Source organism: Paenibacillus sp. GCM10023250 (assembly GCF_042653205.1).
In the GTDB taxonomy this organism is placed as follows: domain Bacteria; phylum Bacillota; class Bacilli; order Paenibacillales; family Paenibacillaceae; genus Paenibacillus_Z.
The window spans coordinates 83,111-102,122 of sequence record NZ_JBHSHY010000005.1 but is presented as its reverse complement, the minus strand read 5'-3'; the positions used below and the strand labels follow the sequence as shown (position 1 = coordinate 102,122).

The following is a 19,012-nucleotide window of genomic DNA, read 5'->3' as shown; positions in this document are numbered from 1 at the left end:
TCCCGTTACTCCTTGCTCCCCGCTGCTTCCTTCGCCGGCAGCGCCTTCTGCTCGCGGACCTTCTTGCGCGTCATCTCGAGCAGGCCGAGCCTTGTCCAGCCGACGACCTGGCACTTGGTCCGGTCGGAGCGGATGCTGCGCTCGAGCAGCCCCATGACCTGTTCCCGGTGCTGCTCCTGTTCCATGTCGATGAAATCCACGATGATGATGCCGCCGACGTCCCGGAGCCGCAGGAGCCGGGCGATCTGCTCGGCCGCCTCCAAATTCGTCCGGAATACCGTGTCCTCCAGGTCGGAGGTGCCGACGAAGCGGCCCGTGTTGACGTCGATGACGGTCAGCGCCTCGGTCGCGTCCCAGACGAGATCGCCCCCGGACTTGAGCCGGTAACGGCGCTGGCACGCTTCCTGCATCTGCTCGTGTATGTGCGCCTGCTGGAAGAGCGAAGCGCCGCCGATGACGGGCTCGAATAACCGAAGCCGCGGGAGCATAGCAGGCGCCAGCCGCTTCATCATGGACTTCGTCTTGCGGAAGACGGCGCCGTCGTCGATCCAGATCTCGTCGATCTCGGCCGTCAGCAGATCCCGGACCAGCCGGTGCACGAGATCGGCGTCGCGGTGGAGCAGCATCGGCGCCGAAGCCGCTTCGCCGCGGTGGCGAATCTCCTGCCAGAGCTCGCGCAGAAACCGCACGTCCCCCTCCAGCGACTCCACGCTCTCGCCTTCGGCGGCCGTCCGCATGATGACGCCTTCTCCGGACAGCCGGATGCGCTCCCCGATCGCGCGCATGCGCGAACGCTCCGCTTCCGTGCTGACTTTCTTCGAGACGCCTATGTAATCGGCGATCGGCATATAGACGAGGAATCGGCCCGGCAGGGAGAAGTGCGTGGTGACCCGCGCGCCCTTGCCGCCGAGCGGTTCCTTCATCACCTGCACGAGCAGTTCCTGGCCGGGCTGCAGCAGCCGATTGATCTGCGGCTTCTCCTTCGGCTGACGGTCCAGATGCGGATGCAGCACGTCGTCGATGTACAGAAACGCGTTCTTCGGCAGCCCGATGTCGACGAAGGCCGCCTGCATGCCGGGCAGCACGTTCACGACGCGCGCCTTATAGATGCTGCCGACGAGCTGGCCGGCGTGTTCGGTTTTTTCCATATAATATTCCTGCAGGACATGATCATCGACGATAGCGATTTGCAGCATGTCTTTCTGACCGTGAACGAGCATTTTTTTCATTCCATGACCTCCTGCCTCGGTCGGTCTCCACGGATACCTATTTTACATGAAAAGCTCCAAGACTGCACGGTCCGCTTTTCCGTCCGATAGAAATCCGGTCACGAGCCGCTGCTCCGGCAGCACGCCCAGCACGTCCCCCTGCTCTTCCATCACGACGATCAGATGGTAGGCGTCCCGCTTGAACAGCCGCAGCGCGCCGAACACCGTGTAGCCCTTCGGCACGATGATCGGAAACGCCCACGTCCCACGGGTCACCGATTGGGACGCCGATGCCGCGCGGCTTGTCAGAAAGCGGAGAAAGAGGAACGGGATGTTGCGGCGGGTCGTCCAATTGCTGAGCAGCAGGAAGACACCCACGGCGATCAGGTTCAGATGCAGATGAACCGCGTTGCCGCTCGTCGCGGCGGGCACGATCGCGCTTGCGATCATCAGCGCGCTGAAGAGCAGACTGATTCTCGTCCCCCAGACGAGCGTGGCATGAAACGTCAGCGTACGGCTGAGGGCCGCCTGCATGAGCTTCCCGCCGTCGAGCGGCAGGATCGGCAGCAGATTGAACAATCCGATCATCAGGTTGGCTTCGCACACATAAGCCGCCCAGGCCGGATCCCATAGGCCCGTATACCCGAGCAGCCAGGCGGCGCCCGCCATCCACGCGTTCTGGAGAGGGCCGGCGATCGCCACCAGCGCCTCCTCCCTGGCCGGAAGCCCGCTCCCGTCCTCGACCTCCGCCACCCCGCCGAAGGGCAGCAGCTTCACCTCGCGCACCGTCCAGCCGAACCCCTTCGCCGCAAACACATGGCCGAGCTCGTGAACGAGCACGATGGCGAACAGCGTCAGGAGCTCTGCGAAATAACCCGTAACGACGGAAGCGAGCATGACGAGCACGAAGAGCGGATGAACGGACCACCGGATGCCGCCAAGTTTAATCAATCGGAACGACGTCCGCGGGATCGACGTATCGGCCTTTCTCCTTCACGGCGAAATAGAGCAAGCTCTGTCCGCCTTCCTCATTAGCCTGCAGCTTGCCGAGCGTTTTGCCGGCTTCGACCCAGTCGTTGGCCGCGACGATCACGCCGCTCAAGTGACTGTACACCGTCACCCGTTCGTTGGCGTGCTGCACGACGACGGTGTCGCCGCCGTCCGCGTCCTTCGAGACGAGGATGACGCGGCCTGTCTCGGCCGCAACCACTGTCTGTTCCGGGCTGCCCGCGATATCGACGCCGCTCAGCGTCTCCGCGAACGAACGCACGAGAGTGCCGGCGGGCAGCGGGGAGACGATCGGCAGCTCCACGCCGCCTTCCGCGAGCCGCGATTCCTCGCCGCTGCCGTTCCCGAAGATGGGGATGAACGAAGGCGCTCCGGCGAACCATTTCTTGTATAAGGACGAGGCGGCGGCGTAATCCATGTTTTCCGTCAAGGCGGCGGTGACGGCTTCCTGGCCTTTCTTAGCGACGGGCAAGTCCGATTTGAACATCGCGAAGACGATCGCGAACACCGCCGCGGCGATGGCCGACTGAATGAAAAGCCCCCGAACGACGAAACGGTAGCCGCCCGGGCGCTCCGGCGGCGGGCCGCCCCGCTTGGCGGCCTTGACGTCTTTGCTCGGCAAAGGGGCGATGCTCCAGCCGGCGGTTTCCCACGGGTTCGGATTGGCTTTCCACACCCGCTCCGGATCTTGCTCGTCCCGCTGCCCGGCGGGCAAAGCGGGCAAGACGGGCAGCCTGTCCGGCATGCCGGCGCCGTTCCCGGGGTGCGGCGCTCCGGAAGGCAGCGCGAAAGGCGCGTCCGGCCGCGGCGGCCATTCCTGCCGCAGTTCCGCCGGCCGGTGCGCGGCCTGTCCGGCCTGTCCGGCGTGTTCTTCCAAAATACGGCGGATGCGCTCCTGCCGGCGTTCGCGAATGCTGTTGCGGCTCCTCATAACCGATCCCTCCACCTATACGGCTTGTTCATTCCAGTATATGAGCGGCCGGGACGGGTTATGAGTTGGGCCGAGGGCGATCGCCCGCTACAGGACGCCGAGGATCCAGCCTTCCAGCGGTACGATCTCCTCGCGCGTCTCGGGCGTCAGCGTCGGCAGCGCGAGATACAGCGGCAGCGTGCCGGCGGCGTCCTGCTCGCGCAGCCAGAGGGACACCGCGTACGCGTCGCGTTCGTCCCGCTTCGCCAGCTCCGCCGGATACCCGTACCGGTTGTAGAAGAGCGACGGGTACGCTTCGGCGAGCACGCTCTTGCCCGCTTCCGGCTGCAGCCCGTCGAACGGCCAGACGTGCAGTACGTCCGAGAAATCCCGGCGAAGCTCGTACAGCCACGGAAGGCCGGCATGCGTCGAAAACGCGACCGAGATGAGCCTCGGATCGAGATTCAGCACGCTCTTGGCCGAAGACGTGAATTTCTCCGTCAGCCGCAGCTCCGTCGGCCGGCCGTACGGCAGCGTCGGCGCGGCGACGGTCGAGACCGGCCGTTCCTTCGCCGCGCCCCACAGCGCGTGGAAATGCTGCAGGAAGTCATGCCACGAGGCGAAGGCGGGCTTGACCGGCGTCGCCTCCCGGAAATACGATAGCGGGAACGACAAGCCGTGGTCGATGACGACGATCATCGGCCCGCGTCCGCCGGCGCGCTGCTCCATTAGCCGCTCCGCCAAATACCGGTACGCGCCCTCCCGCGACCAGCTGCTCCTCTCCAAAGCCCGGACCGGCATGCCGGCCGGGTCCGACTCGAATATCTGAATGGCGGTATGCCGCTGCGTGGGCAATCCTTTGCCGGAATAATCGATGCCGACGTAATGCGCGAACATGGTCTTTCCTCCTTTGATTGCGAATCATGGCATCCGGCCGCGTTAATGCGAAAAAACCGCCCGGGGATGCCGGACGGTCACGCGTTCAATTCGTATTTCTCCTGGTGCACCTTCACGCTGAAGACGATGCCGATGCACAGCATGTTGAGCAGCAGCGACGTGCCGCCGTAGCTGATGAACGGCAGCGTGATACCGGTGATCGGCATTAGCCCGATCATCATGCCGATGTTCTGGAACACTTGGAAGACGTACATCGAGACGATGCCGATGATGATGAACGATCCTCGCATGTCGTAACATTGGAAGGCGATGATGATCATCCTGTAGATGAGCAGGAAATAGAGCATCAGCACGACCGCGGCGCCCTGGAACCCGAACTCTTCGCCGATGACGACGAAGATGGCGTCGGAGTACGGATACGGAATGAATTTACGGTTTTTGGACTCGCCCTTCATGTACCCGTCGCCGGTCAACCCGCCGGAACCGATCGCGATCTTGGCCTTCTGCGCCTGATAGACTTCCTTGTCCGAGGCCGTCTCCGGGTTAATGAAGCCGTTGATCCGCTCATACCAGTGCAGCTTGTGCTGGCTTTCCGCGTAATCGTGAATTTGCTGGTTATACGTATTGAACAGGAACATGAACACCATGAGGCTGCCGACGACGATCGTCAAGCCGAGCAGCACATGCGTGTACCGGACGTTGCCGATCCACAGCATGCCGAGCACGATGACCAAATAAATGATGGCATTGCCCAAGTCAGGCTGGATCATGACGAGCGCGAACGGCACGAACGAGAATGCCGCGATGACGAACAGATCCTGCCGTACCCGCAGCGGATCGCCCTGCCGCCTGCCCATCAGGTACGCGACGGTGATGATCAAGATGATCTTCACCATCTCGGCCGGTTGGAACTGCAGGCCGCCCGGCAGCTGAAACCAGCTCTTCGCGCCGTTGATCTCGGGCGCTGTCAAATAGACGACGACCAGCAAAATCAAGCCGAACCCGTACAGCACGAACCAGGCTTTCAAGTACAGCCGGTAATCGAACAGCGCCGCGACCAGCGCCACGAAAAAGCCAAGCACGTAGAAAATGACCGTCCGCAAGTCGTAGTTGGCGTAGTCCGGATTGCCATAGGTCGCGCTGTGCACGAGCAGCGTGCTGACGACCGCGAACGCGAGCAGGATGAGAATCATGCTCACGTCGATTTTTTTCAGTTTATTCAGCACTTCCGAATCATCCTATTCCAAGAAACTTGCGGAATCGCTTCATGACGCCCGTCTTCTCTTCGAGCGGCATGAGCGGCACCATGTCGCCGAGCATCCGTCTCGCGATGTTGCGGTAGGCGATGGCGGCGCGGGACGAAGGATCCATGACGGTCGGCTCGCCGGCGTTCGCCGCCTTGATGACCTTCTCGTCGTCCGGGACGATCCCCAGCAGATCGATGGCGAGCACCTGGCAAATCTCGTCGACGTCCAGCATTTCTCCCGAACGGACCATATTGGCTCGGATTCGGTTGATGATGAGCCGCGCGGGCACCTGCGACTGCTCCAGCAAGCCGATGACCCGGTCCGCGTCGCGGACGGCCGCGTTCTCCGGCGTCGTCACGATGATCGCGCGGTCGGCGCCGGCGATCGCGTTGCGGAAGCCCTGCTCGATCCCCGCCGGACAGTCGATGATGACGTAATCGAATTCCTTCTTCAGTTCCAGCACGATGTCCTTGACCTGGTCGGGCGTAATATCGCTCTTATCCTTCGTTTGCGCGGCCGGCAGCATGTACAGCTCTTCGAAACGTTTGTCCTTCACCAGCGCCTGGTTCAGCCTGCAGCGGCCTTCGGCAACGTCGATCAAATCGTAGATGATGCGGTTCTCGAGCCCCATGACCACGTCCAAATTGCGCAGGCCGATGTCGGTATCGACCATGCAAACCTTTTTGCCAAGCAAAGCGAGCGCCGTACCGATATTGGCCGAAGTCGTCGTCTTACCGACCCCGCCTTTACCCGACGTGACTACAATCGCTTCTCCCATGACTTTCACACTCCCCCGCTCAAGCTCTAAACACGACCGGCAGCCTCCGCAGGCGCTGCAGCTGCGCGATTTTATCGATTTTCATGACGCCTTCGCTCAAGAACGCATACTCCATCATCGCGTCTCCCGTGATCCACTCGTCCGGCGGACGGCTGATGACGTCGTCGATGCGCAGCTGCGTCGGCTTCAGCAACGAGGCCGCGATGACGGTATCCCTGCGACCCTTGTACCCGGCATGGGCGAGCCCGCGAAGAGCGCCCAGCACGTAGATATCGCCGGTGCAGAGGACCGTGCCCCCGGGATTGACGTCCCCCATGAGCAGCAGATTCCCGTCGTGCTCGACGGTCTGCCCGCTGCGGACGATGCCCGTCAGCAGCTTCAGGTTGTTGCCGTCCTCGGGCTGCGGCTGCGGCCGGGCTTCGCTCTCGATCGACTGCACGAGCAGGTTGCCCTGCTGGCGGATCGCGGCCTTGATCCGTTCCTTCTCGTCTTCGTTGATTTGACGGGTGCCGAGCTTCACTTGCACGTGGACGATGGGGCCAGTCAGCAGCTGTTGATGCGACTTTTCCAATTTGTATTGCAGCTCGTTCATCAGATCGGAAAATTCGCAATTGTCGTCGAGTAGGAAGATCAGCCCGTCCTTGACGCCTTTTATGGTAATATGCTGCTTCTCGGTCACGCTCGCCCCACCCCTCTCTGTATACGATTCTTGCAATGGCGCGCGTATTCCTGCTCGCGGGCGCGTCAATCTTCGTCTTCTTCCGTCTTCGGCTTGAGGCTGCCTTCGAACCACCGCCGAGCCGGTACGTACAGCGCGAGTGCGAACAGCAGCTGCAGGAACAGGCTCGGAATGATGTGCTGCGACAGCGCCCATTCATACGTTTGGTCCGTCAAGCGGAACACCTTGTAGACGAAATAGACGACCGTATCGTAGACGAGAGTGGACAGCCCGATCATCGACAGCGCCATGAGCAGCGTGCTGCGCTTGCGCTCAATGAGCAGGCCGGTCAGGTAACCGACGAGCCCCATCGAGAAGGAGTGGACGCCGAGAATCCGGCCGTAGAACGCCAGGTCCTGCAGCAGGCCGAACGACAGGCCGAGCAGCAGCGCGGAATGCCGGCCCCGGTAAAGGGCGGCGAACAGCACGAAGGCCAGCGTAAAATGCGGCACGATGCGGCCGACCATATCATCCGGCACGAGCCAATAGAAGAGCGTGCCTTCCGTCAGGAAGAACAGCAGCATGACCCCGATGATCCGCTGCAGGCTCATGGCGTCTCGTCTCCGAGATCAGGCGTCTGGACGACGAACACTTCCGTCAGGTGATCGAAATCGGCCGCCGGCGTGATCGTCGCCGTGTAGGTCAGGCCGAAATCGCCGACCTGGCTGCTGTCGACCGTGCCGATGACGACGCCGCGCGGGAACACGTTGCCTTTGCCGGACGTAATGACCGTGTCGCCCTTCTTGAGCGGGTCATGCTCGGAAATCTTCGACATCGACAGCTTGCCGGTCTCGGAATCGTAGTTGTCGACGATGCCGAACGACTCATTCTCCTTGCCCAGCACCGTGGCGGCGATCTGCTTCGTGTCGGTGGAGTTGACGTTGAGCTTCGTAATCGGCATGACGGACGAGAAGAACGGATCGACGCGGGTGGTCAAGCCCACCAGGCCTTTGTTCGTCACGACGACCATGTTCGGCTTGATGCCGTCCTTGGAGCCGAGATTGATGCGGATCGTCTCGTCGTACGGATCGTTGTTGACGGCCACCACTTGCGCGATGAGGTACTTGTAGTTGTTCAGCTTCTTCTGGTTTTCCGTGAAGTTCAGATCGTCCTGAAGCTGCTTCAATTCCGCTTCCATGAAGTTATACTTGATGCTATCCCGCGCATAGGCGGCGGCAGCGATGCGCAGCTGCTCGTTCTCCTTGTAAACCTCCCGCAGATGGGTGAGATCGTGCACCAGGTTCGACACGTAGCCGGCCGGCCGGTACAGCCATTGCTGGAAGAAGCCCGACGTGTCAAGCGCGAAATTCTCCGGCCAGGTCAGCTTCTTCCGGTCGCCGATGGAGAAGCCCATCACGGCGACGAATAAAATAAAAACGATCATGAGCACAAACATCCGTTTGTTGCGCATCCAATTAAACAATTTCGTTTCACCCGCCCATTTCGCTCATCCGTTTTCCCCGACTGCCATTACCGGATTACTTCTTGGAACGGGATACCGGGCCTCCGCGCGTCTTGAACAGGTCGATGTTGTCGAGCGCTCTGCCCGTTCCGATCGCCACGCAATCCAGCGGGTTCTCCGCCACGATGACCGGCATGCCCGTCTCCCGCGCGAGCAGCTTGTCCAAGTTCTTGAGCAGCGCGCCCCCGCCCGTGAGGACGATGCCGCGGTCCATGATGTCGGCGGACAGCTCCGGCGGACACTTCTCGAGCGTAATCTTGACGGCGTCCACGATCGCGTTGACCGTGTCGGCGAGCGCGTCGCAAATTTCGTCCGACGAAATCGGCAGCGTTTTCGGAAGGCCCGACACCAAGTCGCGGCCGCGGATTTCGATCGACTCCTGCTGCTCCAGGGCAAGCGCGGAACCGATTTCCATCTTCAGCTGCTCCGCCGTCCGTTCGCCGATCATGAGGTTGTACATCCGCTTGATGTATTGGATGATCGCTTCGTCCATCTCGTCGCCGGCGATCCGGATCGAACGGCTCGTCACGATGCCGCCGAGCGAGATGACGGCCACTTCCGTCGTGCCGCCGCCGATGTCGACGACCATGCTGCCCGTCGGCTCCCAGACCGGCAGATCCGCGCCGATCGCCGCCGCGAACGGCTCCTCGATCGTGAACGCTTCGCGCGCGCCCGCTTGGACCGTCGCGTCTTTAACGGCGCGCTGTTCGACTGCCGTAATGCCCGACGGCACGCATACCATCACGTTCGGATGGCGAGGGAACAGCGAACGGCTCTTCTGCGCTTGGCGAATAAAGTACTTGATCATCGTGGAAGTCGTGTCGAAGTCGGCGATAACGCCGTCCTTCATCGGGCGGATCGCGCGGATGTTGCCCGGCGTGCGGCCGATCATCTTTTTGGCGTGCTCGCCGACGGCTTCGATTTTTTTTGTATCGGTACGCAGAGCGACCACGGAAGGTTCTCTAACGACAATTCCTTTTCCTTTGACATAAACGAGCGTGTTGGCTGTGCCCAAATCGATTCCGAGATCTTTCGAAAACCCACCAAACATAAGCTGTATCTTCCTTTCTACGTAAGACAATCCCTCTTATTATATTACAGGTGACCTTGCTCCTTCAAACTGATAAAGCGATTGTCACCTATTACCAAATGATCGAGCACGTCGATGCCGACGAGCTCTCCGGCTTCGGCCAGGCGTCTGGTAAGGGCAATGTCTTCGGGGCTCGGCGTCGGATCGCCGCTGGGGTGATTGTGCAGGCAGATCAGCGAGGAGCTGCTGCACTTGATGGCCGCGCGAAACACTTCGCGAGGGTGGACGAGCGTCGCGTTGAGGGTGCCGACGGATAACGTTTCGGTTAGGATGACTTGATTTTTCGTATTGAGGTATAGACAGACGAAGTGCTCCTGTTTCAAGTAACGGAGCTCTTCCATCATAAGATTCGCGGCGTCCGCGGGCTTTCGGATCGTCGGCAGGTCTCCCTGCCGGCTGCGGGCGATACGGCGCCCGAGCTCGATCCCGGCGCGCAGCTGCGCCGCCTTCGCGGGACCGATCCCGCGGATCCGGGTGAGCTCGGCGACGCTCATGTCCACGAGCCCCCGCAGGCTGCCGCATTGTTGAAGGATGCGCGTCGCGAGAAGGACGGCGGATTCGTTGTTCGTTCCGGTGCGCAGCAGAATCGCGAGCAATTCCGCATGGCTGAGTGCGTCGGCCCCGACGGTCATCAGGCGTTCTCTAGGTCGGTCTTCGTTCGGGATGCCGCGAAGCACGTAGGGCTGTTCGGCTTCCATGGAGGTTCCCTGCTTTCTGAATGGGTGCGTAAGCGGTTTACTTAAATGACGCGGATGCCGAATTCGGACAGCATGTCCGCGAGCAGCGCGACCGGCAGGCCGACGACGTTGAAGTAGTCGCCGTCGATCCGATCAATGAGCACGGCGCCGCGGCCTTGAATCCCGTAGCTGCCGGCCTTGTCCATCGGCTCGCCGGAGTCGACGTAACGCTCGATCAGCGCGGCGCCGAGCGGCTTCATGACGACTTCCGTCCGGCGGTGGGCAACCCGCTCCGCGCCGGTGCGCGCGTCGACGCACGCGACGCCGGTATACACCTCGTGCGCGCGCCCCTGCAGCCGGCTCAGCATGCCGATCGCGTCAGCGCGGTCGCGGGGCTTGCCCAGCACCTCGCCGTCCAAGACGACGACGGTGTCGGCGCCGACGATCAGCGAAGACGCGGCATCATCGGCGGCCAGCATCGCGGCGGTCGCCCGCGCTTTGCGCAGGCCGAGCTGCTCGACGATGCGCGGCGGCGCCCAATCGGACGGCGTGCTCTCGTCCGCGTCGCTGGATAAAATGAGAACCGGCAAGGAAAGGCCGAGTGAAGCGACCAATTCCCGCCGGCGGGGAGAAGACGAAGCCAGCACCAGCTGGCGTAAATGTTCGGTTGGCTTGGTTGAGGATCGTTCCATGATGGCAATGCTCCTTTGGCCCTCTTGCGGCTGCCTATAGTTTGCGGTACAGCCAAATGGCGATCGCGAGGCCGATGATGCTCAGCAGACTGACATGGAGCCGCAGCGTAAAATCGTAGCTGAGCACGAGCAAGTCCGCGGCGGGCGTCCAAACGATCGGATAGGTTCTCGTCAGAAACGAAAGTCCGGGAACCGTGGCCAGCGAACGCGCGATAAGCGCTCCGGCCATCAGGCCGATTACGATGAACAGCAGCAATACCCAGAAATTTTTCTTCATCTTCCAACGTCCCTCGCCATTTTTTGACACGTACGTTTTATTATACGCGTCCCGGGAACGCTTTACAATGATTCGATCGATTCAAACCAGGCTTTCTGGATGAACACCGCGTTCATGAGCGCCGTCTGCATCGACCACAAATGCGCTTCCGCCGGTTTCTTGCCGTATTCGCCGGCGGAGACGGCCGCTGTGTTGACGGCTTGCACGAGCTTGTGCAGCGCGTCCTTGTTCGTGCCCGCCGGCATGCCGGACTCGACGCGCGAGGCGGACTCCGTCCATTGCTGGTGCAGCGCCGCCCAGTCGCCTCCCGAGGCGGGCTGGCCGCTCAGGCCGGCAACGGTCATGGCGTCCAGCTGGGTGAGCAGCTCCGCCGTATCCTTGAAGAACGTCTGCGCTTCCGCCGCTTTGCCGCCGTACGGGATCGCGCGCAGAGCGGGCAGATCGACCTGCTTCACGTACACGTCCATGCCGGTCAGCGTCTGGCCGAGCAGCTCCGCTTCGCTCCGGTTCGACGACATGCCGACGTAGATGCGGTAATCGTCCTGCGACGTCAGCGAAGCGGCGGCAAGCCCCTTCGCACGGAGCTCCGCCGCGGCCGCGTCGAGTCCCTCCTTGCTGCTGAAGACGCCGTACTGCAGCATGAAATACGATTCCGCGGGCACGTCGACCTTCACGGTCGCCGCGGACCCGGCATTCGCCGCACCGCCAGCCGTCTTGCCGGCGTCCTTTGCTCCTCCGGCGCTCGCTGCAGGCGGCGAGTCACCGTTCGCCGCGGACGACGCGCCCTTGCCGTCGCCGGCCAAGCCGCCGCTGACGGCCGGCACGGAACCGGCGTCCGTGCCTCCGGCATCGGTTCCCCCGCCGCTCGTGAACAGCGTCAGCACGAAATAGCCGAACAGCGCGCCCGTGGCGATCGCGCCCGCGACGGAAGCGAACACTTTGAACCAGGACGGGCCTTGGGCCGGCCGTCTGCCCGAGCCGAGCGGGTACGCGGCGGCGCCTTTCCCCTTGCCGTGCCGGCCGGCGTAAACGTCTTCGTCGATTTCGATCTGGGGATACAGATCGATCACCGGCGCCGGACCGCGCTTCGCATAAGCCGCAGGCGGTCGGTCGGCCAGTTCCCGCGCATCGTTCTCATCGCCGAGCAAAATCGCATCCTGACGCCCAAACGCGTCGTCCGGATGGAAAGCGGCCGGCTCCGGCATCGGCGGCAGCACGGCGTCATGCGCGAGCGGCGCGGCGCTCCGCAGCGGGGATGCGGCCGACTGCCCCGCGCGCCCCTGCGGCTGACGGAGCGCGAACTGCCCGTCGGCTTCGCGGATAAGCCGCTCCAGCGCCCCGGCATCGTCCTGGAAAGGACTGTTCCAGGCGCCGACGTCGGCGGCGAACGTCAGCTCTTCTTGGAAATAAGAAACGGCATCGTTTTCCGATGCGCGCGTTTTTTTCGGCTGGGCCGGCTCCACGAGAGCTCCCGTCCGTTGATCGAAACGATAGGTAATGCGTCCTTTCGTGCTCATGGCAATCTCTCCTTGTCCGCGTACTCTAGTACAAGTCTATGAGAGCGTTGAGAGAATTATGACGAGCCTGCCGCGAATCGTTTCCATTATATTCCTTTACAGGCATATTCCCTTTGGGGTATATTAAAAACATGAACGCTACTTTAAGCGCGCTTGCCGAGCCCAATCGGCTACACATCGTCGAGCTGCTGCGCGACGGCCCGCTGCCCGTCGGCGATATCGCCGATAAGCTCCAGCTTCAGCAGCCTCAAGTCTCGAAGCATCTGCGCGTGCTGCACGATGCCGGACTCGTCGGCGTCCAGCCTGCCGCCAACCGGCGGATTTACAAGCTGGAGACCCGTCCGCTTCAGGAGCTGGACGCCTGGCTCGGTTCGTTCCGCCGCGTCTGGGAGGACCGCTTCGACCAGCTCGACGACTATCTGCAGGAACTTCAAAACAAGCCCAAGCAGCCGGACGGCGATTAGGAGGGCCGGGCAGAACCAGCTGCGCCTTCCCGAGCAGCGGAACGGGCGGCGATTCCCCGCGCGGGGTTTTCCTCCGCTTCCGCGAACGCTCGCGAGCCTCTCTGCTCCGATGCGAACACGAATCGAAATATAATGGCTCTCTCTCGTCCGGCCGGATGATGGGAGGGCTTTTTTTGTATGACAAGCGGCAGCGGCCCGTTCATGCGGGCCGCTTCGGGGTTCTGTCCGCCGTGTGCCGTTATGCGTCCGCCATCGCAGGCGATATTCAAGGGAACTTCCGGTTTTTGTCTCTCTCTCGCGCGAACGTCCGGACATCACGAAAGCCGCCCCCCGGTCTCGGTACCAGGAAGCGGCTTTTGATCCGCATATCGGAATGTCCGCTGCACTTCAGCCCGCAGCCTCGCTCCTATCCGCCGGCGCTCGTCACGCTTTGCCGCGCAGCGTCTTCGCCAACGCGTCGGCGACCTTCCAGATGTCGCCGGCCCCCATCGTGATGACGAGATCGCCCGGCTTCACCCGTTCGGTCAGCACCGCGAGCACCTCTTCCTTCGTCGGATAATAGCGCGTGTTGGCGTTGCTGTTCTTGATGATCAGCTCCACGAGCCGCTTGGAATTGACGCCTTCGATCTGCTGCTCGCCGGCCGGCGAGTAGATGTCGGTGATCAGCACCTCGTCCGCCTCGGCGAACGCGCGGCTGAACTGCTCGAGCAGGAAGAACGTCCGCGTATAGCGCTGCGGCTGGAATACGGCCACGATCCGTTTACCGGTCGATTTGGCCGCGCTGATCGTCGCTTGAATCTCCGTCGGATGATGGGCGTAATCGTCGATCACGAGGATATCGTTGATTTCGCCCAGCACTTGGAACCGCCGCTTCGCGCCGCGGAAATCGACGATCGCCTCCGCGATGGCCGCGAACGGAATGCCCGCTTCCAGACACGTAATGACGGTCGCCATGGCGTTGTACACGTTGTGGAGGCCTGGCACTGAGAGCTCGATCCGGCCGAGCGGCTGCCCCTGCTTCGTCATGTCGAACGCGACCTTCCGGTCGCCGAGCTCGATGTTCGCGGCCCGGTATACGGCATCCCGATCGATGCCGTACGTCAATACGCCGCTCTCCCCGAGCGGTCCCGCTACGAGCTCCGGCAGCATCGCCTGGACGTTCTCGTCGTCCGCGCAGACAATGGCGCTGCCTCCGTGCTTCACCTGGCTCAGAAACTGGACGTACGCCGCCTTCAGCTTGTTGAAATCGCCGTCGTAATTCTCGAGATGATCCGGCTCGATGTTCGTTACGATGGCGATCGCCGGATGATACTGCAGGAACGAACCGTCGCTCTCGTCCGCCTCGGCGACGACGTACTCGCCCTTGCCGGCTTTGGCGTTCGTGCCGACATTGACGATTTCGCCGCCGATGATGAACGTCGGATCCTGTTTGCAGGTTTCCATGACGAGCGCGATCATCGACGAGGTAGTCGTCTTGCCGTGCGCGCCCGCTACCGCGACGCCTTTGCCGTTGTTCATCAGTCTGGCCAGCATTTGGGCGCGGTGCAGGATCGGGATGTTTTGCTCCTCCGCCGCCCTGCGCTCCACGTTGTCCCGCGACAGCGCCGTCGAATAGACGACGAGATCGGCACCCGCGACATGCCCCGGCTCATGGCCGATAAATATCCGCGCCCCTTTGGCCGCAAGCTTCTCCGTCAGCTCTTGTCTCGCAACGTCGGAGCCGCTCACCTTGTAGCCCATTTCCAGCATGACGCGCGCGATCGCGCTCATGCCGTAACCGCCAATTCCGATGAAATGAACGTGTTCTGCTGTATTCAAAGACGGTTCACCAACCTTTTTCAGAATCCTGATTATAGAGCAATTGGGAGCGGACGTCGGCAATCAAATAGAGCGTGCCCGTCACGACGGCCAGATCGCCTTCGGCGGCAGTCGATTTCAACCGTTCCAGCGCTGCTCTCCAGTCCGGTTCCACGATGAGCTCGAAGGCGTAGCCCGCCTCATCGCGAAGCTCCCGGACCAGCTCGGCAAGGTCGGCGGCCGGCAGCGCCTTGCGGAAATCCGCCTCTGTCACGACAAGCGTATTCACTAGAGGTAGTATATGCCGCAGTGTATCGCGATGATTCTTATTCGCGAGCATCGCGATCATCATGTGAAGACGCTCGTACGCGTACGTGTCCCGCAGCGCTGCAGCCAGCACCTGCGCGCCTTCGGGATTGTGGGCGCCGTCGACGAGCACGCGCGGCGATTCGCCGAGCATCTCCAGCCGTCCGGGCCACGCGGCGGCGCGCAGTCCTTCCCTCAAATCCTCGTCATCCACGATCAGTGCGTAGTATTGGCGCATCACTTCCAGCGTCATGACGGCCACGGCCGCGTTCGTCCGCTGATGCGCGCCGTTCAACGTGATGGTCAGCTCGTCGATGGAACGGAACAGCCCGTCGAAACGGAACGTCTGCGCGTTCTCGCCGACGTGCGACGCCGTCTCGCGGAATTGCTCCCCGAGCAGGTAGAGCGTGCTGTTTCTCGCTTGCGCGGTGTCGCGGATGACGGCCGTCGGCTCCGGCTGGTCGACCGCGCTGACGACCGGCACGCCAGGTTTGATGATACCGGCCTTCTCGCGCGCGATGGCCTCCAGCGAGTCGCCCAGGATGTCCATGTGATCGTGGCCGACGTTCGTAATGACCGAGACGAGCGGCGTGACGACGTTCGTCACGTCCAGCCGGCCGCCGAGTCCCGTCTCCCAAACGACGAAATCCGGATAGGCTACGGTACCGTAGTAGAGAATCGCAAGCGCGGTCGCCACTTCGAACATCGAAGGCGACCCAAGCTCCGTCCCCGCGATCTCCTCGACGAGCGGCTTCAGCCGGTTCGCGAGGGCGAGCAGCGTCTCTTCCGGAATGTCGGTGCCGTTATATTGAAAACGATTCGTAAACTTCGTGATGTATGGGGAGGTAAACGTCCCGACGTCGTAGCCGCAGCGCAGCAGCACGCTCGTCAGGTAGGCACAGACGGAGCCCTTGCCGTTCGTGCCGGCCACGTGAATGAACTTCAGCCGGCGCTCTGGATGGCCCGTCAGCTCCATCAGCTTCCCGATCCGTTCGAGACCGGGGCGGATGCCGAACGGCACCAGCCCTTCGATCCATTGCCGCGCTTCCTCGTAGGTTGCGAGCGTTCCCGCCGCGCGTGCGTCTTGATGTTCGCTCATGTCGCTCAGCCTCTCAATTCCGCGATCCGCGCCTTCACTTTGTCGCGCTTATCGGCATAGTCGGCCATTTTCGCCTTTTCTTCCTCGATGACTTTCGCCGGAGCCTTCGCCACGAAGCCGGCGTTCGCGAGCTTCTTCTCGACGCGCGACACTTCGCTGTCCAGGTGCTGGATTTCCTTCTCCAGCCGGGCGATTTCCTGCTCGATGTCGATCAGGCCGGCCAGCGGCAGGTACAGCTCGGCCCCTGTCACGATCGCCGTCATCGCCTTATCCGGCGCCGCCAGCTCGAGGCTGATGTCCAGCTTGGACGTGCCGCAGAAGCGGACGACGAACTCTTCGTTGCGGGTCAGGATGCCCGCTTCCGCCGGGCTCGACGGCTTGATTTGCAGCTCGATCTTCTTGCTCATCGGCACGTTCACTTCGGCGCGGATGTTGCGCACCGAGCGGATCAGGTCCATCAGCAGCTCCATCTCGGCGACAGCGTCCGGCGCTTCCAGGGCGGCGTCGTACACCGGCCACGGCGCGAGCGAGACCGTCTCGCCTTCATGCGGCAGATGCTGCCAGATTTCTTCGCTGATGAACGGCATGAACGGATGAATGAGCCGCTGCGTGCGGTCGAGCACGTAGGCGAGCACGGACTGCGTCGCGCGCTTCGCTTCCGCGTCTTGGCCGTACAGGCTCAGCTTCGCGAATTCGATGTACCAGTCGCACAGGTCATCCCAGATGAAGTTGTACAGCACGCGGCCCGTCTCGCCGAAATCGTAAGCGTCGATCAGGCGGGTCGCGTCGGCAACCGTCGCGTTCAGGCGGTGCAGGATCCACCGGTCGGCCGTGCCGAGCGTCACGTTGATGTCGATGTCCGACGCGGCGATGCCTTCCAGGTTCATGATCGCGAAGCGCGACGCGTTCCAGATCTTGTTGGCGAAGTTGCGCGCCTGCTCGACCCGTTCCCAGCGGAAGCGCAGATCGAGCCCCGGCGTGCTGCTCGTGGAGATCATGTAGCGCATCGCGTCGGCGCCGTACTTCTCGATGACATCGAGCGGATCGACGCCGTTGCCGAGCGATTTGGACATTTTCTTCCCGTTCTCGTCGCGGACGAGGCCGTGCATCAGGACGTCCTTGAACGGAATTTCGCCCGTGAACTCGAGCGCCGTGAAGATCATCCGCGCAACCCAGAAATAAATGATGTCGTAGCCCGTGACGAGCACGTCCGTCGGATAGAACCGCTTCAGGTCTTCCGTCTGGTCCGGCCAGCCAAGCGTGGAGAACGGCCACAGGGCCGAGCTGAACCACGTGTCCAGGACGTCCTCGTCCTGACGGAGCGATCCGCTGCCGCACGCGGAGCACGTCGTCTGATCCTCAAGCGCGACGTGCATCGCGCCGCAGGCGTCGCAATACCAGGCCGGGATGCGGTGGCCCCACCATAACTGGCGGGAAATGCACCAGTCGCGCACGTTCTCGATCCATTGCAAATAGGTGCGCTCGAACCGCTCCGGTACGAAGTTAACGCCCTTGCCGCCGCGCTGCGCTTCGATTGCCGCTTCGGCCAGCGGCTTCATGTCGACGAACCATTGCGTCGACAGGTACGGCTCGACGACGGCGCCGCTGCGCTCGCTGTGGCCGACCTGATGGACGTGGTCCTCGATCTTGACGCAGACGCCGCTCGCCTGCAGGTCGGCGACGATCCGCTTGCGGCATTCCGCGCGGTCAAGACCGTTGTACGGACCGGCTTCCGCGTTCATCGTCCCGCTTTCGTCCATGACGACGATTTGCGGCAGCTGATGGCGCTGGCCGACCTCGAAGTCGTTCGGGTCGTGCGCCGGGGTGATTTTGACCGCGCCGGAGCCGAAATCCTTCTCGACGTATTCGTCGGCGATGATCGGAATTTCGCGGCCGATGATCGGCAGCACGATCAGCTCGCCGATCAGGTGCTTGTAGCGTTCGTCTTCGGGATGGACCGCGACCGCCGTGTCGCCGAGCATCGTCTCCGGACGCGTCGTCGCGACGGTGATATGCCCCGAGCCGTTCTTCAGCGGGTACTGCAGATGGTACAGGTGCCCGTTCACTTCTTTATGTTCGACTTCGATGTCCGAGAGCGCCGTGCGGGCCGCCGGATCCCAGTTGATGATTTTTTTGCCGCGGTAGATCAGGCCCTTCTCGTAGAGCCGGACGAACACTTCGCGAACGGCGCGGGAGAGGCCTTCGTCGAGCGTGAAGCGCTCGCGCGAGTAGTCCAGGGAGAAGCCCATCTTCGCCCACTGCTCGTGAATCGTCGCGGCGTAGCTGTCCTTCCACTCCCATACCTTCTCGAGAAACTTCTCGCGGCCCAGGTCGTAGCGCGACTTCCCTTCCTCGCGCAGCTTCTGTTCGACCTTCGTCTGCGTCGCGATGCCGGCATGGTCCGCGCCCGGCAGCCAGAGCGCGTCGAAGCCCTGCATCCGCTTGGTACGGATCAAAATATCCTGCAGCGTGAAATCGAGCGCGTGCCCGATATGCAGCATGCCGGTAACGTTTGGCGGCGGAATCACGATCGTGTACGGCTTCGCGTCCGGGCGTTTGCCCGCTTCAAAATATTTGCCATCCATCCAGTACGGATACCACTTGGTTTCCGCAGCCTTCGGGTCATAGGTCGTCGGCATTTCAGTCGTCGTCAATTTTTGCGACATCTCAATTCCTACCTCCATCGTTATGTCCTCGTCCGGTTTCGGCGCGTTCCGCACCGCCGGTCGCGTTTCGCCCATCCTTAAGACAAAAAATAAACCTTCCGCCCTTATAGCAAAGGACGAAAGGTTTTGGCTTCCGCGGTACCACCTTTGTTCCGAAGCGGCGACTGGCGCCGGTTCGACAACTCGTTGCAGATAACGG

At 62.2% G+C, this 19,012-nt stretch carries 18 protein-coding genes; 1 reads left to right on the top strand and 17 read right to left on the bottom strand.

Features of this window, described 5'->3' with window-relative positions:
* Nucleotides 1-5: 5 nt before the first annotated feature.
* The 14 genes from ACFPB1_RS06905 to ACFPB1_RS06840 all read right to left on the bottom strand — a co-directional run bounded on the left by ACFPB1_RS06905 (nucleotide 6) and on the right by ACFPB1_RS06840 (nucleotide 12,481).
* On the bottom strand, nucleotides 6-1,229 hold the full coding sequence (locus ACFPB1_RS06905; RefSeq protein ID WP_379223347.1) for an Rne/Rng family ribonuclease: 1,224 nt from the start codon (nucleotides 1,227-1,229) through the stop codon (nucleotides 6-8).
* A 42-nt stretch (nucleotides 1,230-1,271) separates the two neighbouring features.
* Nucleotides 1,272-2,159, bottom strand: coding sequence for a site-2 protease family protein (locus tag ACFPB1_RS06900; RefSeq protein WP_379223345.1), 888 nt, complete (start codon nucleotides 2,157-2,159; stop codon nucleotides 1,272-1,274).
* Nucleotides 2,152-3,147, bottom strand: coding sequence for a peptidoglycan DD-metalloendopeptidase family protein (locus tag ACFPB1_RS06895; RefSeq protein WP_379223343.1), 996 nt, complete (start codon nucleotides 3,145-3,147; stop codon nucleotides 2,152-2,154). The genes ACFPB1_RS06900 and ACFPB1_RS06895 overlap by 8 nt, the downstream gene beginning before the upstream one ends.
* Before the next feature lie 87 nt (nucleotides 3,148-3,234).
* Entirely contained in the window at nucleotides 3,235-4,023 is a 789-nt protein-coding gene (locus tag ACFPB1_RS06890; protein ID WP_379223341.1) for a hypothetical protein, read from the bottom strand.
* Nucleotides 4,024-4,100: 77 nt separating this feature from the next.
* On the bottom strand, nucleotides 4,101-5,249 hold the full coding sequence (locus tag ACFPB1_RS06885; protein WP_379223339.1) for an FtsW/RodA/SpoVE family cell cycle protein: 1,149 nt from the start codon (nucleotides 5,247-5,249) through the stop codon (nucleotides 4,101-4,103).
* A gap of 7 nt (nucleotides 5,250-5,256) precedes the next feature.
* A complete protein-coding gene (minD, locus tag ACFPB1_RS06880; protein WP_379223336.1) occupies nucleotides 5,257-6,048 on the bottom strand; it encodes a septum site-determining protein MinD in 792 nt (263 codons plus the stop codon).
* 19 nt (nucleotides 6,049-6,067) lie between these two features.
* Nucleotides 6,068-6,727: a septum site-determining protein MinC gene (locus ACFPB1_RS06875; RefSeq protein WP_379223334.1), complete on the bottom strand. Its 660-nt coding sequence runs from the start codon at nucleotides 6,725-6,727 to the stop codon at nucleotides 6,068-6,070.
* A 65-nt stretch (nucleotides 6,728-6,792) separates the two neighbouring features.
* The gene (gene mreD, locus ACFPB1_RS06870) at nucleotides 6,793-7,317 is read right to left on the bottom strand and encodes a rod shape-determining protein MreD (RefSeq protein ID WP_379223332.1); all 525 of its coding nucleotides are present in this window, start codon (nucleotides 7,315-7,317) and stop codon (nucleotides 6,793-6,795) included.
* The gene (gene mreC, locus ACFPB1_RS06865; RefSeq protein WP_379223540.1) at nucleotides 7,314-8,162 is read right to left on the bottom strand and encodes a rod shape-determining protein MreC; all 849 of its coding nucleotides are present in this window, start codon (nucleotides 8,160-8,162) and stop codon (nucleotides 7,314-7,316) included. Before mreC ends, mreD begins: the two co-directional genes overlap by 4 nt.
* An 82-nt stretch (nucleotides 8,163-8,244) precedes the next feature.
* On the bottom strand, nucleotides 8,245-9,279 hold the full coding sequence (locus tag ACFPB1_RS06860; RefSeq protein ID WP_379223330.1) for a rod shape-determining protein: 1,035 nt from the start codon (nucleotides 9,277-9,279) through the stop codon (nucleotides 8,245-8,247).
* Nucleotides 9,280-9,323: 44 nt separating this feature from the next.
* Nucleotides 9,324-10,016, bottom strand: a complete 693-nt coding sequence (radC, locus tag ACFPB1_RS06855) for a RadC family protein (RefSeq protein ID WP_379223328.1) — start codon at nucleotides 10,014-10,016, stop codon at nucleotides 9,324-9,326.
* Between the two features lie 41 nt (nucleotides 10,017-10,057).
* Nucleotides 10,058-10,687 (bottom strand): Maf family protein, encoded by a 630-nt coding sequence (locus tag ACFPB1_RS06850; RefSeq protein ID WP_379223326.1) that lies wholly within the window; start codon nucleotides 10,685-10,687, stop codon nucleotides 10,058-10,060.
* Nucleotides 10,688-10,721: 34 nt separating this feature from the next.
* The gene (locus ACFPB1_RS06845; protein WP_379223324.1) at nucleotides 10,722-10,964 is read right to left on the bottom strand and encodes a DUF4321 domain-containing protein; all 243 of its coding nucleotides are present in this window, start codon (nucleotides 10,962-10,964) and stop codon (nucleotides 10,722-10,724) included.
* A gap of 62 nt (nucleotides 10,965-11,026) precedes the next feature.
* On the bottom strand, nucleotides 11,027-12,481 hold the full coding sequence (locus tag ACFPB1_RS06840) for an SPOR domain-containing protein (protein ID WP_379223322.1): 1,455 nt from the start codon (nucleotides 12,479-12,481) through the stop codon (nucleotides 11,027-11,029).
* A 131-nt stretch (nucleotides 12,482-12,612) separates the two neighbouring features.
* Here ACFPB1_RS06840 and ACFPB1_RS06835 point away from each other — a divergent pair, with 131 nt between their 5' ends.
* Nucleotides 12,613-12,945, top strand: a complete 333-nt coding sequence (locus tag ACFPB1_RS06835) for an ArsR/SmtB family transcription factor (RefSeq protein ID WP_379223320.1) — start codon at nucleotides 12,613-12,615, stop codon at nucleotides 12,943-12,945.
* 423 nt (nucleotides 12,946-13,368) lie between these two features.
* Here the strand turns inward: ACFPB1_RS06835 and murC are convergent, their stop codons facing one another.
* Genes murC through ACFPB1_RS06820 form a run of 3 tightly spaced genes read right to left on the bottom strand, consistent with a single transcriptional unit; the run spans nucleotide 13,369 to nucleotide 18,831 of the window.
* Nucleotides 13,369-14,763 carry a UDP-N-acetylmuramate--L-alanine ligase gene (gene murC, locus ACFPB1_RS06830; protein ID WP_379223318.1) on the bottom strand — a complete coding sequence of 465 codons (1,395 nt, stop codon included), beginning with the start codon at nucleotides 14,761-14,763 and terminating at the stop codon, nucleotides 13,369-13,371.
* Between the two features lie 7 nt (nucleotides 14,764-14,770).
* Entirely contained in the window at nucleotides 14,771-16,147 is a 1,377-nt protein-coding gene (locus ACFPB1_RS06825) for a bifunctional folylpolyglutamate synthase/dihydrofolate synthase (protein ID WP_379223316.1), read from the bottom strand.
* 5 nt (nucleotides 16,148-16,152) lie between these two features.
* Nucleotides 16,153-18,831, bottom strand: a complete 2,679-nt coding sequence (locus ACFPB1_RS06820) for a valine--tRNA ligase (RefSeq protein WP_379223314.1) — start codon at nucleotides 18,829-18,831, stop codon at nucleotides 16,153-16,155.
* Nucleotides 18,832-19,012 lie beyond the last annotated feature (181 nt).

Bases quoted from the DNA above. Each gene is read 5' to 3' on its own strand.
- ACFPB1_RS06825 (WP_379223316.1), bottom strand. From the start codon at position 16,147: ATGAGCGAACATCAAGACGCACGCGCGGCGGGAACGCTCGCAACCTAC.
- radC (WP_379223328.1), bottom strand. From the start codon at position 10,016: ATGGAAGCCGAACAGCCCTACGTGCTTCGCGGCATCCCGAACGAAGAC.
- ACFPB1_RS06860 (WP_379223330.1), bottom strand. From the start codon at position 9,279: ATGTTTGGTGGGTTTTCGAAAGATCTCGGAATCGATTTGGGCACAGCC.
- minD (WP_379223336.1), bottom strand. From the start codon at position 6,048: ATGGGAGAAGCGATTGTAGTCACGTCGGGTAAAGGCGGGGTCGGTAAG.
- ACFPB1_RS06820 (WP_379223314.1), bottom strand. From the start codon at position 18,831: ATGGAGGTAGGAATTGAGATGTCGCAAAAATTGACGACGACTGAAATG.
- ACFPB1_RS06840 (WP_379223322.1), bottom strand. From the start codon at position 12,481: ATGAGCACGAAAGGACGCATTACCTATCGTTTCGATCAACGGACGGGA.
- ACFPB1_RS06905 (WP_379223347.1), bottom strand. From the start codon at position 1,229: ATGAAAAAAATGCTCGTTCACGGTCAGAAAGACATGCTGCAAATCGCT.
- ACFPB1_RS06850 (WP_379223326.1), bottom strand. From the start codon at position 10,687: ATGGAACGATCCTCAACCAAGCCAACCGAACATTTACGCCAGCTGGTG.
- ACFPB1_RS06895 (WP_379223343.1), bottom strand. From the start codon at position 3,147: ATGAGGAGCCGCAACAGCATTCGCGAACGCCGGCAGGAGCGCATCCGC.
- mreC (WP_379223540.1), bottom strand. From the start codon at position 8,162: ATGTTTGTGCTCATGATCGTTTTTATTTTATTCGTCGCCGTGATGGGC.
- ACFPB1_RS06890 (WP_379223341.1), bottom strand. From the start codon at position 4,023: ATGTTCGCGCATTACGTCGGCATCGATTATTCCGGCAAAGGATTGCCC.
- ACFPB1_RS06835 (WP_379223320.1), top strand. From the start codon at position 12,613: ATGAACGCTACTTTAAGCGCGCTTGCCGAGCCCAATCGGCTACACATC.
- mreD (WP_379223332.1), bottom strand. From the start codon at position 7,317: ATGAGCCTGCAGCGGATCATCGGGGTCATGCTGCTGTTCTTCCTGACG.
- ACFPB1_RS06845 (WP_379223324.1), bottom strand. From the start codon at position 10,964: ATGAAGAAAAATTTCTGGGTATTGCTGCTGTTCATCGTAATCGGCCTG.